The following is a 16,900-nucleotide window of genomic DNA, read 5'->3' as shown; positions in this document are numbered from 1 at the left end:
CGAACCGCAGCGTTTATACATATCCGTCCACTCTCTTCAGAAGCAATGGCGAAAGGAACCGTTGATTTCTTCAACGACACTGGCGGCTACGGATTCATCGAGACTGAGGACGCGGACGAGGACGTCTTCTTCCACATGGAAGACATCGGCGGCCCGGACCTCGAGGAAGGACAGGAGCTCGAGTTCGACATCGAGCAGGCCCCCAAGGGCCCGCGCGCGACGAACGTCGAGCGCCTGTAAGGCGGATTCGTAACGGTATCGGCTCTTGACTGCAGTATTTTACACTTCTTAGCCGCGGCTCCGGTCACGGCGAGACGGCCGAACTACAACGTTTAGTGGCTCCCCACCCGACTCACGGGTATGTCCGAACCCGAACCGCGCGTTCGCCGTCGAAACGAGATCGAGTACGAGGCAGTCGACGCCGCCGACGGCCTCGAGAAGGGCGTTCTGATCGACGAGAGCCACGGCGCGCCGAACTTCGCGATCCGGCGATTCGTCCTCGAGGCCGGCGCCGAGGTCCCCGAACACACGAACGCGGTCGAGCACGAACAGTACGTCCTCGAGGGTGAGTACACGGTGGGCATCGGGGACGAGGAACGCGAGGTCGAGGCGGGCGACTCCCTGCTGATCCCCGCGGGCACCGTCCACTGGTACCGCAACGAGGGCGAGGAACCCGGCGCCTTCCTCTGTGCGGTTCCCAACGGCGACGACGAGATCGAACTCCTCGAGTAGCGGGCGGACAGTTCTATACGGGCGACGATCCAACCGTCCGGACAGCCGTGAACGTACTGCTGATCCTTGGGCACCCACGGACGGACAGTTACTGCGCCGCGTTGGCAGACGCCTACCGCGAGGGCGCTCGCGAGGCCGACGGCGACGTGCGCGAGCTCGCGGTCGCCGACCTCGAGTTCGACCCCGACGTCCGCGCCGATTCTCCCGAGAACCAGCCCCTCGAGCCGGACCTGCGGGCGGCCCAACGGGAGCTCGAGTGGGCCGACCACCTCGTCTTCGTCTACCCGAACTGGTGGGGGACGATGCCCGCCCGACTCAAGGGGTTTTTCGACCGGATGTTCAGGCCGGGCTTCGCCTTCTCCTTCTACGACGAGGGCGAGGGCGCGGGCAAGGAGGAGCTGCTCGACGACAAGACCGCCGAACTGATCGTCACGATGGACGTCCCCCCGCGGATCTACCGCTGGTTCCTTCGCCAGCCCGGCAACCACGCCCTCAAGCGCGCGACGCTCGGCTACGCGGGCGTGCGAACGACGCGAGTGACGAACCTGGGACCGATCGAGGACTCGAGCCTCGAGCAACGCGAGGACTGGCTCAAGGAGGTCCGGGAGCTGGGCCGCAGCCTCGAGACGGGGCCCGACACGCGGCTGGGACGGGCGAAGCGAACGGCGACGAGCTGGCTGAAGGCGCTGCGCCTGCAGTTCTACCCGATGGCCTGGATCGCCTACACCGTCGGCGCGCTGGCGGCGGCCGGCTCGGACGCGTTCTCGGCGGGCGCGTACTGGCTCGGGCTCGGCTTCCTCTTCGTCCTCGAGGCCGCGACGGTATTGAGCAACGAGTACGCGGATTACGAGACCGACCGGGAGAACACCTTCGCCGGCCCGTTCACCGGGGGTTCCCGCGTGCTGGTCGACGACGAACTGTCGTTCGGGCAGGTGCGGGCCGGGATCGGCGCGTTCCTCGCGGCGGCCGTCGCACTCGGCGGTGCCGCGGCGCTCGCCGGGGTCGGCTCGACGGCGGCGACCGCGGGGACGATGGGGGTGCTCGCGGCGCTGGCGCTCGGCTACACGCTCCCGCCGCTGCGGCTCGCCTACCGCACGCTGGGGGAGCTCGACGTCGCCGTCACCCACAGCGTCGGCGTCCTGGTGCTTGGCTTTCTCGTTCTCGGCGGTTCGTGGCGCGACCCGCTCCCGTGGCTGCTGGGACTCCCGTTCCTGCTGTCGGTGCTGCCCGCGATCACCCTGGCTGGCGTGCCCGACGTCGCCGCCGATCGGCTCGCGGACAAGCGGACGATCGCCGTCCGGTTCGGCGTCGACGGCGCCGCGACCGTGGCCGCGGGGACGGCCGTCCTCGGTGCGCTGCTGGGCGCTCTCCTGGGGTTGCTCGACGTCGTTCCCGGCTACGGTCCGGCGATCTACCTCTCGCTCGTCCACGCGCTGGGGCTGGTCTGGCTGCTTCGGGAGCGACTCGAGCCCGACGCGGGCGCTCAGCGCATCGACCTGTTGATGGCGGCCTCGCTGAGCTACATCGTCTGGTTCGGCGTCGTCCCGCTGGTCGGGCTGCTGTGAGCCCGAACGGTCCCGTCAGTCGTCGGCGGGATCCGGCGTCGCGTAGTCGGGACGGCCGTCGGCCACCTCGTGGAGCGCGTTCGCGACCGTCCCGTGCTCGGCGGCGTGGGGCCGACCCGGCGCGTCGTCGTAGCCGGAGTCGAAGATCCGGTTGCGGTTGAGGGTCAGCTTCGTGAACTCCGGCCGGAGCAGGTCGAACAGCTCGAAGCGGTCCTCGAGTTCGGGAAACCGCGCCTGGTAGTCAAGGATCGCCTCCCGGGCATGGGTCCAGAACCGCTCCTCGGGGTACTCCTCGTGGACCTCGAGGACGTCCGCGACGTAGCGCAACACGCAGACGAACAGCCCGGAGAAGATGAACTGACAGAGCCCTTCGGGGGGTTCCTTGCGGAGCACGTCGTGAACCTCGTCGGGCAGGGCCTCGAGTTCGGGCAACGGTCGGTCGCTCACGTTGACGTCGTCGACGAAGTCCTTGACCGCCAGTCGCGTCGGCACGCCGTCCTCGAGGATCAGGATGGTGTTCTGGCCGTGCGGGGAGAACACCGTCCCGTACCGGTAGAGGAAGTGCAACAGCGGCGGGAGCACGGTGTCGAAGAACTCCTCGAGCCACTCGTCGAGTGTGAGCCCGGAGCGTTCGACGAGCCGGGAGATGAAGGGCTCGCCGTCGACCTGAAACAGCGCCGAGAGGGTGACAGCGCGCTCGTCGTCCTCGAGGAACGTGTAGATCGACTCGCGCCAGACGGCGCCCAGCAGCTCGTGGTACTGGTACGGCGAGCCGTCGATATCGGTGAAGTCGCCGTGATCGTAGTTGATGCCGGCGATCTCGCCAGGGAGGACGACGCCCTGCTCCTGCAGGAACTCGTCGTCCTCGTAGATCCCCCGGATGTACTCGGTGACCGTCGGCGCGAGTTCGGTGCGTTCGCCGGGCAGGCCCCGCCAGACGAGCGTGTTGAGGATCCGCATCGGTACCTTGACGTGGTGTTTCGACTCGTCGTCGAGGTTGACGAACGTGCGAACCGACTGCTGTGGAAGGTACTCGTCGGGGCCCTCGCCCAGCGGGACGACGTCGTCGGCGGCGATGTCGTCGGGAAACAGCGGGATGATGCTGTTGTCCCACTGCCAGTCGTGAACCGGCAGGAGGTAGTAGGCGTCGGGGTCGAGCCCCCGATCGGCGAGGCGATCGTGGAACACGTCGTAGGTGTCGCCCAGTTCGCTACGGACGAGCGAGTCGTGATCGACGTCCTCGGTGCCGACGAACGTCGCCTTCTCCCGGCGAACGGCGACCCAGGAGAGGGTCACGGGCTCTTTCAGCTCGGGCGCGTACCGCCGGTAGTCGTCGTACCCCCAGCCGAGCCGGCCCTTGTTGTAGGTGATCCAGGGGTGGCCGTCCGTTTCGCCCTCGAGGCGGGCGTAGTCGAGTTCGAGGGGGTCGAACTCCTCGCGCTCGCGCCGTCGGGCCTCGACGTGGGCGTCGGCCAGCAGCGTGCGCTTGTACTCCCGGACGAGGTTCCCCTCGGTGAGGCCCTCGAGATCGGTCGCCTCGCCGAGATCCCGCAACAGGCGAAGCGGGTCGTCGAGGGCGGCCCACGTCCCGTTCCCCTCCCGCCGCTGGACGGTCTCCCCGTGAACGTGGAGGCTGTCCATCAGTCGCTCGGTCGCCTCGAAGCGGTAGCTCGCATCGCCGAGGTCGACCCGGTAGGTGGCGCGGTCGTCGCCGGCCTCGACCGACCGCGGATCGAGGATCTCCTCGTAGGCGAACTCTTCGAGCATCTTCGTCAGGAGGCGGCGCTCGACCGTCTCCCATACCTCCGCGTCCAGTGCGTTCCGTCGGATGGTGTCGTTCGGGTTCATGTCAGTCGTCTTGCGTCGGCGTCGGGGTCGGTTCGCTCCCGGGACGGGAGGCGCCTGGTGCGCGCTCGAGGAATCGCTCGACCGAGAAGTCCTGGAAGACGGTGTCCGTGTCCTCGGGGTAGGCCTCGCGGCCGACCAGCCGGTTGACGAACCCCGCGTTCCGGTCGCAGCCCAGCCCGAGGTCGGGGACGCCCACGCCGTGGGTGTGCACCTCGGCGTTCTGGAGGAAGACGTCGCCCGCGGCGTCGATCTCGAGGCGGTGGTCCGCGGTCACCTCGAACCGCCCGCGGTCGTCCCACGCGATGCGATCCGCGAGGGGCTCGAGAAAGTCGGGAACCGGGCGCTCGTACCCGGTCCCGAGGATCACGACCTCGCTCTCGTGGACGAACGGCTCCTCGGCCTGCCACTGGCGGCAGTCGAGGGCGTAGGCGTCCCCGACGGGTTCGACGTCCCGAACCTCGGTCATCGCGAAGAGCCCGACGTCGGGCTCGCGGTCGCCGATCGAGCGCCGGTAGAGCAGGTCGTAGATCTCGGCGCTCGTTCCGGGATCGACGCCCTTGTACAGCAGATCCTGGTTCGGGATCAGGTCGTCCTTGACTTCCTGGGGGAGATCGTAGACGTAGCGCTCGTACTCCGGGGAGAAGTGCTGGAGCCCCAGCTTCGAGTACTCCATCGGGAAGAACCCCTCGGAGCGGGTCAGCCAGTCCAGGCGGTACCCGCCCTCGGGCTGGCGCTCGAGCAGGTCCTGGAACACCTCCGCGGCGCTCTGTCCGGAGCCGACGACGGTGATCGAGTCGGCCGCGAGCGCGCGGTCTCGCTCGTGGCGGTAGCGGGCGGTGTGGAACACGTCCTCGTCGGCCTCGCACTCGAGGGCGTCGGGGACCTGCGGTCGGGAGCCGATCCCCAGCGCGAGGTGCTCGCCGCGGTACTCGAAGCGCTCGCCGGTCTCGGGGTGTTCGGCGGCGACGACGTACTGCTCGCGGTCGGCGTCCCACCGGACCGCCGTCACCTCGCGGCTGAACCGACAGCTCCCGAGGCGCTCGGCGACCCAGCGGAGGTAGTCGTCGTACTCCCGCCGGGGGATCTGGAACCGCTCGTAGAAGTAAAACTCGTAGATCCGTCCGGTCTCGCGCAGGTAGTTGAGGTAGCTGTGGGGATTGGTCGGATCCGCCAGCGTCACCAGGTCCGCGAGGAAGGGGACCTCCAGGGTTGCGCCCTCGAGGAGCATCCCTTCGTGCCAGCGAAACTCGGCGTCGCGCTCGAGGAAGGCCGCGTCGACGTCCTCCTCGAGGCCGTCCAGTAGCGCCGCGAGCCCGAGGTTGAACGGCCCGAGGCCGACGCCGACGACGTCGTAGACGCCGTCGTCAGTCATCCGTCCCACCTCCGGCGCCGGCTCGAGCGAGGTCGTCGTCGGCGACGCCCTCGTCGACGGCGAGGGAATCGGCGAGCGCCGCCGACTCGAACCGCTCGCGCTCGCAGACCACCAGCAGCGCGTCCTTCTCGGCCTCCTCGAAGCGGAACTCCCCGCGGGGTTCGAACCCGCAGTCCTCGAAGACCGCGATCGCGCGGTCGTTGCGGGCGTCGGGTTCGGCGATCACCCGGTCGGTTTCGGAGCGGCGAAACTGCATGGCGACGACCGCCCGCAACAGCGGTCGGGCGTACCCCCGGCCGAGGTACTCCTCGGGGCCGATAAGCAGGTGGACGCCCCGGTCCGCGGGGTCGGCGTCGTAGTGGTTCGCGACGTCGTCCTCGGCCGCCCGGTAACACTCCCAGTAGCTCATCGGGACGTGGTCGAGACAGCCGACGTACGGCGTGAGGTGGTCGTCCGCGAGTTTGTCCGCGAGGCGGTCCCGAAACGCCGCCAGCGGCAGGTCGAGCCGCCAGTACGGTTTCACGTGCTCGCTTCCGAGCCAGGCGTGGAGACGCCCGAGGTCGCGCTCGAGGGTCGCCTGGCGCAGCGAGATCGTCCGATCGATACGTCGGTCGTGGGCCTGGTAGTCGTAGTCGGCCGCGACGGTAGCTTTCGGTCGTGTCATGGATCGAGTTCCGCGACGAGCGGGTTCGTCACGTCCGCGTAGACGGACTGGTTCTCGAGGTCGTTCTCCAGTTCGTCGAGCCCCCGGAAGCGGGTCAGCAGGTTCGCCTTGCACGGGATCGTGGGGGACTCGAGCAGCGGGCCGAGGAAGTTCGAGGAGGGGCGGTCGTAGCGCTCGCGGGCGCGCTCGAGTTCCTCGCGCAGCAGCGCCAGGAGCCGGCGCTCCCCGACGAGGTCGGCGCAGCCGAAGGCGTTGATCAGGTCGACGGCGTTGTTCAGGATCACGTAGTACCGAAGTCGCTCGTCAGCGACGGCGTCCGCACAGACGGTGTCTGCGCGCTCGCCGACGCCGGGCAGGTAGTCGTCGACCGCGGGGTAGACCGACTCGGGGAAGTAAAAGCCCTGATTGTCGCGATACCGGAACGCGTCGGGGTAGCCCCCGTCGTCGAGCGCGAGGACGGAGTTCTGCTGGTGGGCCTCGAGGCCGACCCCCTGGACGAGGTAGAGCCAGAGCACCGGGCGGATCCCGATCTCGAGGTAGCGGCGGAACCACTCCTCGCTCACCGTCTCCGTGGACCGACCCTCCCGGTCGGCGATCCCCGCGACGAGCCGGCCGAGCCGCGAGGGGCCCGCGATCCCGTCCTGGCACAGCGACGCCAGCGGGGTCGCGTTCTCGGCGGCATCCCCGCGGAACGGGTTCGATCGAAGGATCGTCTCGAGTCCGGACTCGCGGTCGTCGCCGACGTCCAGCGCGAGGTAAGCGGGATCGCGGACGACGTCGAAGGCGGGAAACGCCGCGTCCAGTTCGTCGCCGAACTCGGTCTCGAGGAGTTCGGCGACTGCGACGCCCCGTTCGAGTTCGGGGCGCTTGTTCGCTCGCACGGAGTTCGTGATTCGCACGTGCAGCGACGACTTCACCATGAACGGCGCGGCCTCGCTGTACAGCGTTCGGACCGACGTCGTCGGGTAAAACTCCCGGCCGACCGCACCGAGGTGCTCGAGGCCGTCCCCGAGGCGGTCCCGAACCCGGGGCTGGTCGAGCAGGTAGTCGGCCTGCCAGGGATGGACGGGCAGGAGGACGTCCTCGCTCTCGACGTGCTCGGCGACGAACGACGCCGACACCTCGGGATCGTTCCGGAGGGCGTCGTTCACCCAGCTCGCGGCGCTTCGCTCGAGCGCCGAGTCGGCGGTCACGAGGGCGGGGTCAGCCCGGAAGTACTGCAGCGGGAACGAGCCCCGCAGTTCGGGCGCGTAGGTCGCGCGGTCGCGGGCCGCGATCCCCTGCCGACTCTTCGGGGTCGGGTGGCGGTGGTGGCCGAAGACCAGCGCCTGTTCGGCGTCCCGGAAGGACAGCTCCGGAGCGTAGAGTCTCGCCTCGTCGCCCGCCCGCGCCGCGACGAACGACGCGACGTTGCGCTTGCTTCGAAGGACCCGCTCGAGCAGGTCGTCCGGAACCGCGTCGCCGTCGGCGGCGAGCGAGAGGTCCTTCACGACGAGCGCGGCGAGGGTGGCCGCGTCGACCGATGGGGCCGTCCCGTCGGGGAGCCGGTACCGAACGGGCGTCTCGAACAGGTGTCGCTCGGTGGGCGAGCGGTACGCGAGCGGGGCCAGCAGATCGACGCCCTGTTCGGGAAGCGTCGCCCGGAGGAGCCCGTCGGGTCCGGGATCGACGCCGGCGACCCCGTCCTCGCGGACCTCGTACGCGCCCGTCTCGCGCAGGTAGCAGTTGAAGAAGGCGTGGACGGTGGCGTCGTCGGCCCGCTCGGCGGGATCGACGTCCACGTCCGTCGCCTCGTCCGCCATCCGGGGATCGAGGCCGCTGCTCACGCGACCACCCCCCTGGCGTCGGCGACTGCGGATCCGCACTCGCGGACGGCCTCGAGGATCGCTCCGACGTCCTCGATGGTCGCGGTCGGGTTCAGCAGGGTGAGCTTCAGACTGGTCGCGCCGTCGACCTCGGTGCGGGCCACGACCGCGCGTCCGTCCTCGAGGAGCTCCCGCCTGACGGCGGCGTTCAGCCGTCCGGCCTCCGCGTCGGTCATCCCCTCGCGGGGGCGATAGCGGAAGACGACCGCGTTCAGCGTCGGGTCGCCGAGCAGCTCGAAGTCCGCGGCCGCCTCGAGCAGCGCCGCGGCCTCGTCGGCCAGCTCGAGGGTGTCCTCGACGAGGGCGGCCATCCCCGACCGCCCGAGCGCGCGGAACGCGACGTAGGGCTTCAGGGCGTCGAACCGCCGCGTCGTCTGGACCGACTTCGCGACGAGGTTCGGCACCCCGCGGTCGTCGTGGGCCTCGGGGTTGAGGTAGGCGGCGTTGCGGGCCATCCACCGGAACGCGTCGCCGTCCCGAACGAGCAACGCCCCGCAGCTGATCGGCTGGTAGAACAGCTTGTGGAAGTCGACGGCGACGGAGTCGGCCCGCTCGAGTCCCTCGAGGAGGTCCCCGTACTCCTCGCTTACTGCGAGGGCGCCGCCGTAGGCCGCGTCGACGTGGAACCAGAGCCCGTGCTCGGCGGCCGCGTCGGCGAGCGCCCCGAGCGGGTCGATGCTGCCGAAGTCGGTGGTCCCCGCGGTGGCGACGAGGGCGAACGGCTCGGCGTCCCGGCCCTCGAGGTCATCCAGCGTCTCCTCGAGCGCGTCGGGATCCATCCGACGGCGGTCGTCGGTCGGGACGGTGACGACGGCGTCCTCGCCGAGGCCGAGGTGGTGGGCGGCCTGTTTGGCCGTGAAGTGCGCCGCGTCCGAACAGAGAACTCGCAGCGAGTCGGCACCCGGGGGGATCCCCTCGGCCTGAACGTCCCGATCGAACCGGCGGGCACAGCACCGATCGCGGGCCAGCAGCAGGGCCTGGAAGTTCGACTGGGTCCCGCCACTGGTAAAGACGCCGTCCGCGCCCGCGGGGAGGTCGAACAGGTCACAGAGGGCGTCGACGACGCGCTCCTCGAGGACCGTCGCGGCGGGCGCCTGGTCGAACGAGTCAAGCGACTGGTTGGTCGCCGACAGCATCGCCTCGGCGGCCAGCCCGGGGATCGACGGCGGACACTGGAGGTGGGCGACACACCGCGGGTTCGAGGGGTCGACTGAGTGGACGAGGACTCGCTCGGCGACCGCCTCGATCGTCGCCTCGAGCCCCTGCCCGTCCTCCGGAACGACCGGATCGTCGAAGCGCTCGGCGAGCGCCGCAGGCGAGGCCCCCGAGTAGGGATCGTCGCCCGCGGCGACCGCATCGAGCACCGCGTCGGTCGCCAGCTCCATCGCCTCGCGGTAGGCGGCGTCGCCGCGGTCGGATCCGAGGAACAGTTCGTCGGCGCTCATGCGCTCGCCTCCGGGGTTCGCCTGCCCCCCTCGAGGACGGACGTGACCGCCTCGTCGAAGATCGATGCGATCTCGTCGACCTGCTCGCGCGAGACGATCAGCGGTGGGAGGAATCGCGCGGTGGCGCTCCCCCGACCGCCGAGTTCGACGACGAGACCGCGGTCGAAACACGCGGCCTGGACGTCCGCGGCGAGGTCGCCGTCGGGGGCGTGGTGGCCAGGACCCTGCCAGTCGGCGTCCCGGTCGACGAACTCGACGCCGAGCATCAGGCCGCGACCCCGCACGTCGCCGACCGCGTCGAACCGCTCGGCGGTCGCCTCGAGGCGCTCGCGCAGGCGCGCGCCGACGTCGGCGGCGTGGTCCGCGAGGTCGTGCTCGAGGACGTAGTCGATCGTCGCCTCGCCGGCGGCCATCGCGAGCTGATTGCCCCGGAAGGTGCCGGCGTGGGCGCCGGGCTCCCAGACGTCGAGCGACTCGTCGTAGACGACGACCGCGAGGGGCAGTCCGCCCCCGATCGCCTTCGAGAGCGTGAGGACGTCGGGAACGACGTCGGCGTGCTCGAACGCGTAGCGTTCGCCCGTGCGGCCGAGCCCCGTCTGGATCTCGTCGAGGATCAGCGGGATCTCGCGCTCGCGCGTGATCCGTCGGATCTCGCGGAGCCAGTCCTCGGGCGCGGGCACCGCCCCCGCCTCGCCCTGAACGGGCTCGAGGATCATCCCCGCGGGTTCGGTGATCCCGCTTTCGGGGTCCTCGAGGAGGCGCTCGACGTACCGGCTGGCCGTTCGGTGCCCCTCCTCCCCGCCGATGCCGAACGGACAGCGGTAGTCGTTGGGGTAGGGGAGGTGGTGAACGTCGCTCATCAGCCCCGGAACGGGCTCCTTGGCGTCGGTGTCGCCCATCAGGCTGAGCGCGCCGCTGGTCATCCCGTGGTAGGCGCCCTGGAACCCCAGGACGCTCCGGTTACCCGTCGCCGTCTTGACGAGTTTCAGCGCCGCCTCGACGGCGTCCGTTCCGGCGGGGCTGCAGAACTGCACCTTCGCGGAGCGGGCGAACTCGTCGGGGAGGCTCTCGAACAGCGAGTCGACGAACCGCTCCTTTGCAGGGGTCGAGATGTCGAGGGTGTGCAGCGGCCGATCGGCCTCGAGAACCCGCTCCATCGCATCGATCACCCGCGGGTGGTTGTGCCCGAGCGCGAGCGTCCCCGCCCCCGCGAGACAGTCGTAGTACTCGTCGCCGTCCATGTCCGTCACCGTCACGCCGTCGGCCTCGCGGATGGCAAAGGGGAGGTGGCGAGGGTACGTCCGCGCGGCGGACTCGCGTTCGGTCTGCTGTGCGAGTAGCTCCTCGTTGCCGCGTCCGCGGTAGCTCACGGGGCGACACCTCCGCACGCGGCTGATTTCTGCACACGATACCGCTGATTTCGATTCGGATCTCCTCGCATGTATCGATTTAGGCTACCCTAAAAGATTGTAAATCCACTGGTTTTAGGTCGGCCTAAATAAAGAGCAGTGACACGTTCGGTCGGGGCGGCGGAATCGAGCGACGAATCCGAGCGCCCGAAAGACGGAACGACGGCCGGAAGTCGTTTCCGCGAGAAGCGACAGGGCCGAGTCGTTCGGTGAACGGCCGCCCCTCGAGACGGCCCCCGACAGTCGATCGCCGACGGACTCCCGCTCGAGGGTCGAACCGATCGCCGTCGCGTCGGTTCGCAATCACAACTCCTATATGTCTTTTAGGCACACCTAAATGGTGATGGGAGAAGCGAAGTCGGTCGGGGGACACCCGTCGGCCCGTGAACGGGAAAACTGGCTGACGGGAACGCTCGTGCTTTTCTGTCTGGCGAGCACGGTCGTCACCGTCGTCGCCGGGCTAATACAGGTGAGCTTCGGAGAGTACTCGATGACGTTGCGCGGGGCCTGGGAGGCGGTGTTCAACCCCGCAGTGATCTTCAACCTCGAGGCCTGGTCGTCGTTCCTGTTCGGAACGGAACCGCCGGACGTGAGCACCGAGAGCGTCGTCGTCTGGAGCCTCCGACTGCCGCGGGTGTTCGTCGGCGTTATCGCGGGCGCGACGCTGGCCGTCTCCGGGGCGATCTTCCAGGCGGTGACACGCAACGAACTGGCGAGTCCCTTCGTTCTGGGCGTCAGCTCGGGGGCCGGATTCGCCGTCCTGGCGACGCTCGTCGTCTTCAGCGGCCTCTCGCCGTTCCTGCCGCTGATCGCCGCTTTGGGCGGCACGCTCGCGTTTCTGGTCGTCTACACGATCGCCTGGAAGGGCGGGACCAGTCCCGTCCGACTCGTACTCGCCGGCGTCATCGTCAACATGGTCTTCCAGTCCCTCCAGCAGGGGCTGTTCTTCTTCGCCGACGATCTGGGCGTCGTCCAGAGCGCGATCGCCTGGCTCACGGGATCGCTGACCGGAACCGGGTGGGCGGAGGTCCGGATCGCGATCCTGCCGGCGATCGTCGCAATCGCGCTCGCGCTCGCGGGCTCGCGACAGCTGAACGTGTTGATGCTCGGCGAGAGCACCGCCCGGTCGCTCGGCATGCGCGTCGAACGGGTCCGGTTCCTGCTGTCGGCGCTCGCGATCCTGGCCGCGAGCGTCGCCATCGCGATCGCGGGTATCGTCAGCTTCTTCGGGCTCGTCGTCCCCCACATCGTGCGAAACACCGTTGGAAGCGACTACCGGCGACTGATGATCGGCTGCGCGTTCGCCGGACCCGCACTGCTGGTCACGGCCGACGTCGCCGCACGGCTCGCGCTGGGGGGCGTACAGATGCCCGTCGGCGTCGTCACCGGCCTGATCGGCGGTCCGTACTTCCTCTATCTGATGCGCAAGCAGCGATCGATGGGTGAACTCTAATGGCACGAACGCAACGCGATACGGACCGAGGACGGCATCGAATCACCGACGGCGACGGCGTCGCCGTCGAGAGCGCCCTGGTCGGCGAGGGGCTGGAACTCAGCTACCCGACGAGCGAGGAGACCGTCGTCGACTGCGCGCGCCTCGACGTTCCAGAGGGGGCCGTCACCGCGCTCGTCGGTCCGAACGGCAGCGGGAAGAGCACGCTCCTGAAGGGGCTCTCGAACCACCTCGAACCCGACGCGGGAACGATCACGATCCACGGGAACGACCTGAACTCGTTCGATCCCAAGGAATTGGCCCGGGAGTTGGGCGTGCTCTCCCAGGAGAACGACTCGCTGGGCTCGATCACCGTCGAGGACCTCGTCTACCACGGCCGCTACCCCCACCGGGGCTTTTTCGACGGCGTCGACGTCGAGGACCACGAGGCGGTCGACCGCGCAGTCGAGCTGGCGGGGATCGAAGCGCTCCGCGAGACCGAACTCGGCCAGCTCAGCGGCGGCCAGAAGCAACTCGCCTGGATCGCCATGGTCCTCGCCCAGGAGACCGACGTGCTGTTGCTCGACGAGCCGACGACGTTTCTCGACGTCCACCACCAGTTCCGCGTCCTCGAGACGATCCGCCAGCTCAACGAGCGAAAGGGCGTCACCGTTGCCGTCGTCCTCCACGACATCTCGCAGGCGGCGCGCTTCGCGGACTACCTGGTCGCCATGCGCGACGGCGAGCTCTACGACTGGGGGCCGCCCGAGGAGGTCGTCACGGAGGAGCTCCTCGCCGACGTCTTCGGCGTCGAGGCCAGGGTAACGCGCGAACCCGAACTGCAGGTGCTCCCCAAGCGCGCGCTGTCCGATCGGTGAGCGTCTCGATCCGCAAACCACCACTTCTCTCCCGATAGTCGTAATAACTATATACTTTTAGGCTAGCCTAAAAGGTGATGGCCGACACGAGACAGTGGACGAGACGGAACATCGTTCGAACGGGCGCCGCGGTCGCCGCCGGGACCGCGCTGGCCGGCTGTATCAGCGATGGAGACGGGGGAAGCGGCGACGGCTCGGGCGACGGGGAGTCGTACAGCGTATCGATGCCGCCCGTCGACGAGGTCGAGTTCGAGGGCGTCCCGGAGACGTGGGTCGCCAACAACGGTAGCTGGGCCGACATGGGCGTCGCGCTGGGTCGGGACCCCCCCGAGGCGCTCTGGATGCCCTCGCGGTATCACACTCGCTACTACGACGAGGTCCCCGACGTCTCCATCGACGGGGGCTCGATCGACGCGCTGTACGAGGACGGCGACGGCGTCGACAAGGAGAAGTTCTACGACCACGACGCCGACGTCCACGTCATCGATCCGAACTTCCTGCAGAACCGCTACGACGGCTGGGAGGAAAGCGACATCGAGGACGTTGCGGGGGTCGGGCCGTTTTTCGGCAACAGCATCTTCTCGCGGGAGTACGACTGGCACGACGACTACGAGTACCTCACGCTGTACGAGGCCTTCGAGAAGCTCTCGCAGGTATTCCAGGAAGAGGAGCGCTACGAGGCCTTTGCGGAGCTTCACGACGAGTTCCAGTCGACCCTCGAGGACGTGGTGCCGCCGGAAGAGGAGCGGCCGGCGGTCGCAGTCCTGTGGCCCAACGGCGACGGCACGTTCCTCCCGTACGTCATCAACGAGGGGACGAGCTTCAAGCAGTGGCGCGACCTGGGCGTCCGCGACGCCCTCGCCGAGAGCGACGTCGAGGACTTCCACAGCTCCCGCGGACAGATCGATTACGAGACGCTGCTCGAGGTCGACCCCGACGTCATCCTCTGTCGCGGCAACGAGGACGCGAGCGCCGAGGAGTTCCGGGAGACCGTCGTCGCCGACATGGAGGCCGACGCCGCCGGCGGCGAGCTGACGGCCGTCCGGAACGGCGACGTCTACCGCGGCGGGCCGCTCTACCAGGGGCCGATCACGAACCTCGTCGTCACCCAGCGCGCAGCCGAGCAGGTCTACGACGTCGACGAGCAGCTGTTCGACCCCGAGGCCGTTAGCGACATCGTCAACGGCGACGCCTGAACGGACCGCTCGAGTCCGAACCGCTGAAATACCGTCGCGCCGTACTCGTCGTCGTGTCGCAGCAGGTCCAGGACGTCGAAACGATATTCTGCCACCAGACGGGCGACGACTACCTCGTCGTCGTCCAGCAAGACGGCAAGCGACTGTTCCGGGCGAAACTCGGACTCTCCGAGACCTCCGCGGGTCCCCGCCCCGCGAAGTTCCGGCTGAAGGACGGCTCGAGCGAGGAGCCCCGCCAGCCCGACGAGTTCGTCGAGCTCGCCCGTCGAGCGAAGCGTATCCGTATCTCCGAACAGACCTCGCCCGAGAAGCGCCGCGAGCTCACCGAGATGCTGTCGGGCTACCAGCTCGAGGACAAGGCCAAGGCCGTCCGGACCTGCCGCTACTGCGCCTCCGCGGGGCGGTACTCCCCGGTGACGACCGACACCGCGGTCAAGGACGACACCGACTGGATCTGTCGGGACTGCGCCCGCCAGGAACTCGAGCGCCAGCTCTCCTTTTCCGGCAGCGGGGCGGTCACCGGCGCCGCGAAGGAGCGCCTCGAGGAGCTGATGCTCGAGGTGCAGGACCTCCAGCGGATCGTCAACCTGCTGCAGGGCCAGCTCGACCCCGACCTCACCCAGTTCGACACCATCTCGGCGACGACCGACGAGGTCGACCCCGTCCGGGTGGACTCGCTGAATCTGCATCCGGGATTACAGGGGCTGCTCGAGGACCGATTCGAGACCCTGCTGCCGGTCCAGAGCCTCTCGGTCGAGAACGGCCTCTTCGAGGGCGACGACCAGCTGGTCGTCTCGGCGACCGCGACCGGGAAGACTCTCGTCGGCGAGATGGCCGGCCTCAACCGCGTGCTCAACGGCAAGGGGAAGATGCTGTTTCTGGTTCCGCTCGTCGCACTCGCGAACCAGAAACACGAGGACTTCGAAGACGAGTACGGCCACCTTGTCGACGTCTCGCTGCGGGTGGGTGCGAGCCGGATCACCGACGACGGGAACCGGTTCGATCCCGACGCCGACGTCATCGTCGGCACCTACGAAGGGATCGACCACGCGTTGCGGACGGGCAAGGACCTCGGCAACATCGGCACCGTCGTCATCGACGAGGTCCACACCCTCAAAGAGGAGGAACGGGGCCACCGACTCGACGGGCTGATCTCCCGACTCAAGTACACCTGCGAGCAGCGCGCGGCCCGACGGGACGAGTACGGAGGAGCCCAGTGGATCTACCTCTCGGCGACGGTCGGCAACACCGAACAGCTCGCCGAGGTCCTCGAGTCGAAGCTCATCGAGTTCGAGGAGCGACCCGTCCCGATCGAGCGCCACGTCACCTTCGCCGACGGCCAGGAGAAGGTCCGCATCGAGAACAAACTCGTCAAACGGGAGTTCGATACCGAGTCCTCGAAGGGGTATCGGGGCCAGACGATCATCTTCACGAACTCCCGCCGGCGGTGTCACGAGATCTCGCGGAAGCTCGAGTACTCCGCCGCGCCCTATCACGCCGGACTCGACTACGGGCGACGCAAACAGGTCGAGCGCCAGTTCGGCGAGCAGGAACTCTCCGCCGTGGTGACGACCGCCGCCCTCGCGGCCGGCGTGGACTTCCCGGCCTCGCAGGTGATCTTCGACTCGCTGGCGATGGGCATCGAGTGGCTCTCGGTCCAGGAGTTCCACCAGATGCTCGGCCGTGCGGGTCGGCCGGACTACCACGACGAGGGCAAGGTGTACGTGCTGGTCGAACCCGACTGTTCGTACCACGGCTCGATGGAGATGACCGAGGACGAGGTCGCCTTCAAGCTCCTCAAGGGAGAGATGGAGTCGGTGATGACCCACTACGACGAGGACGCCGCCGTCGAGGAGACGCTGGCGAACGTCGTGGTCGGCGGCAAAGCCGCCAAGCGCCTCAACGATCGGATGCTCGGCGAGGTGCCGACCAAACACGCCATCGGGAAGCTCCTCGAGTACGACTTTATCGACGGGTTCGAGCCGACACCGCTGGGCCAGGTCGTCACGCGGCACTTCCTCTCGCCCGGCGAGGCGTTCGCGCTCGTCGACGGCATTCGGAAAGAGGCCCACCCCTACGACCTGATCGCCGATATCGAGCTTCGAGACGAGGATCTGTAGGAACTCGATGGAGTCGTGAGAGCGGGGACGGTAGACGAACCGAGCTGCTTCTCGAGTCAGGGGACGAAGGCGACGCCGAACAGCGAGAGCAACAACACCAGCAGCGAGCCGGGTAGCCCGCCGAGCGCGACGATCAGGAGGGCGATCGGCGTGATCGCGACCGAGACGCCGAAGCCGGCCTGGGCCAGAAACAACACGAGCAGTCCGACGACAGCGTTGACGATGAAGGGACGAACCGTCTGGATGATCGTCGTCGCGCCCAGTACGGCGACGAGAACGATCACCAGGAGGAGAATCTCGATTCCTGTAACCATACTCGAGCGTAGCGAGCGAAGCGGGGAAAGCCGTTCGGTACGGAACGAAACGCTTTAAGC

Annotated in this window: 14 protein-coding genes; 7 read left to right on the top strand and 7 right to left on the bottom strand. The window is 68.4% G+C overall.

The window, feature by feature from the left end; translation table 11 throughout:
* The first annotated feature begins 45 nt into the window (after positions 1-45).
* The 3 genes from GWG54_RS04805 to GWG54_RS04795 all read left to right on the top strand — a co-directional run bounded on the left by GWG54_RS04805 (position 46) and on the right by GWG54_RS04795 (position 2,297).
* Positions 46-240, top strand: a complete 195-nt coding sequence (locus GWG54_RS04805) for a cold-shock protein (RefSeq protein ID WP_007259363.1) — start codon at positions 46-48, stop codon at positions 238-240.
* A gap of 120 nt (positions 241-360) precedes the next feature.
* Entirely contained in the window at positions 361-732 is a 372-nt protein-coding gene (locus tag GWG54_RS04800; protein WP_167936699.1) for a cupin domain-containing protein, read from the top strand.
* Between the two features lie 47 nt (positions 733-779).
* On the top strand, positions 780-2,297 hold the full coding sequence (locus GWG54_RS04795) for an NAD(P)H-dependent oxidoreductase (protein WP_167936698.1): 1,518 nt from the start codon (positions 780-782) through the stop codon (positions 2,295-2,297).
* Between the two features lie 15 nt (positions 2,298-2,312).
* On the opposite strand, the gene GWG54_RS04790 is transcribed toward GWG54_RS04795, so the two are convergent.
* Genes GWG54_RS04790 through GWG54_RS04765 form a run of 6 tightly spaced genes read right to left on the bottom strand, consistent with a single transcriptional unit; the run spans position 2,313 to position 10,861 of the window.
* Positions 2,313-4,145 carry an IucA/IucC family siderophore biosynthesis protein gene (locus GWG54_RS04790; RefSeq protein ID WP_167936697.1) on the bottom strand — a complete coding sequence of 611 codons (1,833 nt, stop codon included), beginning with the start codon at positions 4,143-4,145 and terminating at the stop codon, positions 2,313-2,315.
* 1 nt (position 4,146) lies between these two features.
* On the bottom strand, positions 4,147-5,517 hold the full coding sequence (locus tag GWG54_RS04785; protein WP_167936696.1) for a lysine N(6)-hydroxylase/L-ornithine N(5)-oxygenase family protein: 1,371 nt from the start codon (positions 5,515-5,517) through the stop codon (positions 4,147-4,149).
* Positions 5,510-6,181, bottom strand: coding sequence for a GNAT family N-acetyltransferase (locus tag GWG54_RS04780; protein WP_167936695.1), 672 nt, complete (start codon positions 6,179-6,181; stop codon positions 5,510-5,512). The genes GWG54_RS04785 and GWG54_RS04780 overlap by 8 nt, the downstream gene beginning before the upstream one ends.
* A complete protein-coding gene (locus GWG54_RS04775; protein WP_167936772.1) occupies positions 6,178-7,983 on the bottom strand; it encodes an IucA/IucC family siderophore biosynthesis protein in 1,806 nt (601 codons plus the stop codon). Before GWG54_RS04775 ends, GWG54_RS04780 begins: the two co-directional genes overlap by 4 nt.
* A gap of 20 nt (positions 7,984-8,003) precedes the next feature.
* Positions 8,004-9,491, bottom strand: a complete 1,488-nt coding sequence (locus GWG54_RS04770; RefSeq protein ID WP_167936694.1) for an aspartate aminotransferase family protein — start codon at positions 9,489-9,491, stop codon at positions 8,004-8,006.
* The gene (locus GWG54_RS04765) at positions 9,488-10,861 is read right to left on the bottom strand and encodes a diaminobutyrate--2-oxoglutarate transaminase (RefSeq protein WP_167936693.1); all 1,374 of its coding nucleotides are present in this window, start codon (positions 10,859-10,861) and stop codon (positions 9,488-9,490) included. Before GWG54_RS04765 ends, GWG54_RS04770 begins: the two co-directional genes overlap by 4 nt.
* Before the next feature lie 382 nt (positions 10,862-11,243).
* Between GWG54_RS04765 and GWG54_RS04760 the strand changes: the two genes are divergently transcribed.
* From GWG54_RS04760 to GWG54_RS04745, 4 genes are all read left to right on the top strand, one after another.
* On the top strand, positions 11,244-12,353 hold the full coding sequence (locus GWG54_RS04760) for an iron ABC transporter permease (RefSeq protein ID WP_167936692.1): 1,110 nt from the start codon (positions 11,244-11,246) through the stop codon (positions 12,351-12,353).
* Positions 12,353-13,210 (top strand): ABC transporter ATP-binding protein, encoded by an 858-nt coding sequence (locus GWG54_RS04755; RefSeq protein ID WP_167936691.1) that lies wholly within the window; start codon positions 12,353-12,355, stop codon positions 13,208-13,210. The genes GWG54_RS04760 and GWG54_RS04755 overlap by 1 nt, the downstream gene beginning before the upstream one ends.
* Before the next feature lie 77 nt (positions 13,211-13,287).
* Positions 13,288-14,406: an ABC transporter substrate-binding protein gene (locus GWG54_RS04750; RefSeq protein ID WP_167936690.1), complete on the top strand. Its 1,119-nt coding sequence runs from the start codon at positions 13,288-13,290 to the stop codon at positions 14,404-14,406.
* A gap of 53 nt (positions 14,407-14,459) precedes the next feature.
* A complete protein-coding gene (locus tag GWG54_RS04745; RefSeq protein ID WP_167936689.1) occupies positions 14,460-16,526 on the top strand; it encodes a DEAD/DEAH box helicase in 2,067 nt (688 codons plus the stop codon).
* 56 nt (positions 16,527-16,582) lie between these two features.
* On the opposite strand, the gene GWG54_RS04740 is transcribed toward GWG54_RS04745, so the two are convergent.
* Positions 16,583-16,840 carry a pro-sigmaK processing inhibitor BofA family protein gene (locus GWG54_RS04740; protein ID WP_008421456.1) on the bottom strand — a complete coding sequence of 86 codons (258 nt, stop codon included), beginning with the start codon at positions 16,838-16,840 and terminating at the stop codon, positions 16,583-16,585.
* Between the last annotated feature and the right edge of the window lie 60 nt (positions 16,841-16,900).

It is taken from the genome of Natronococcus sp. JC468 (assembly GCF_012163165.1).
GTDB lineage: Archaea > Halobacteriota > Halobacteria > Halobacteriales > Natrialbaceae > Natronococcus > Natronococcus jeotgali.
Note: the sequence above shows the minus strand (reverse complement) of the source record. Positions and strands in the feature narration are given on the sequence as shown.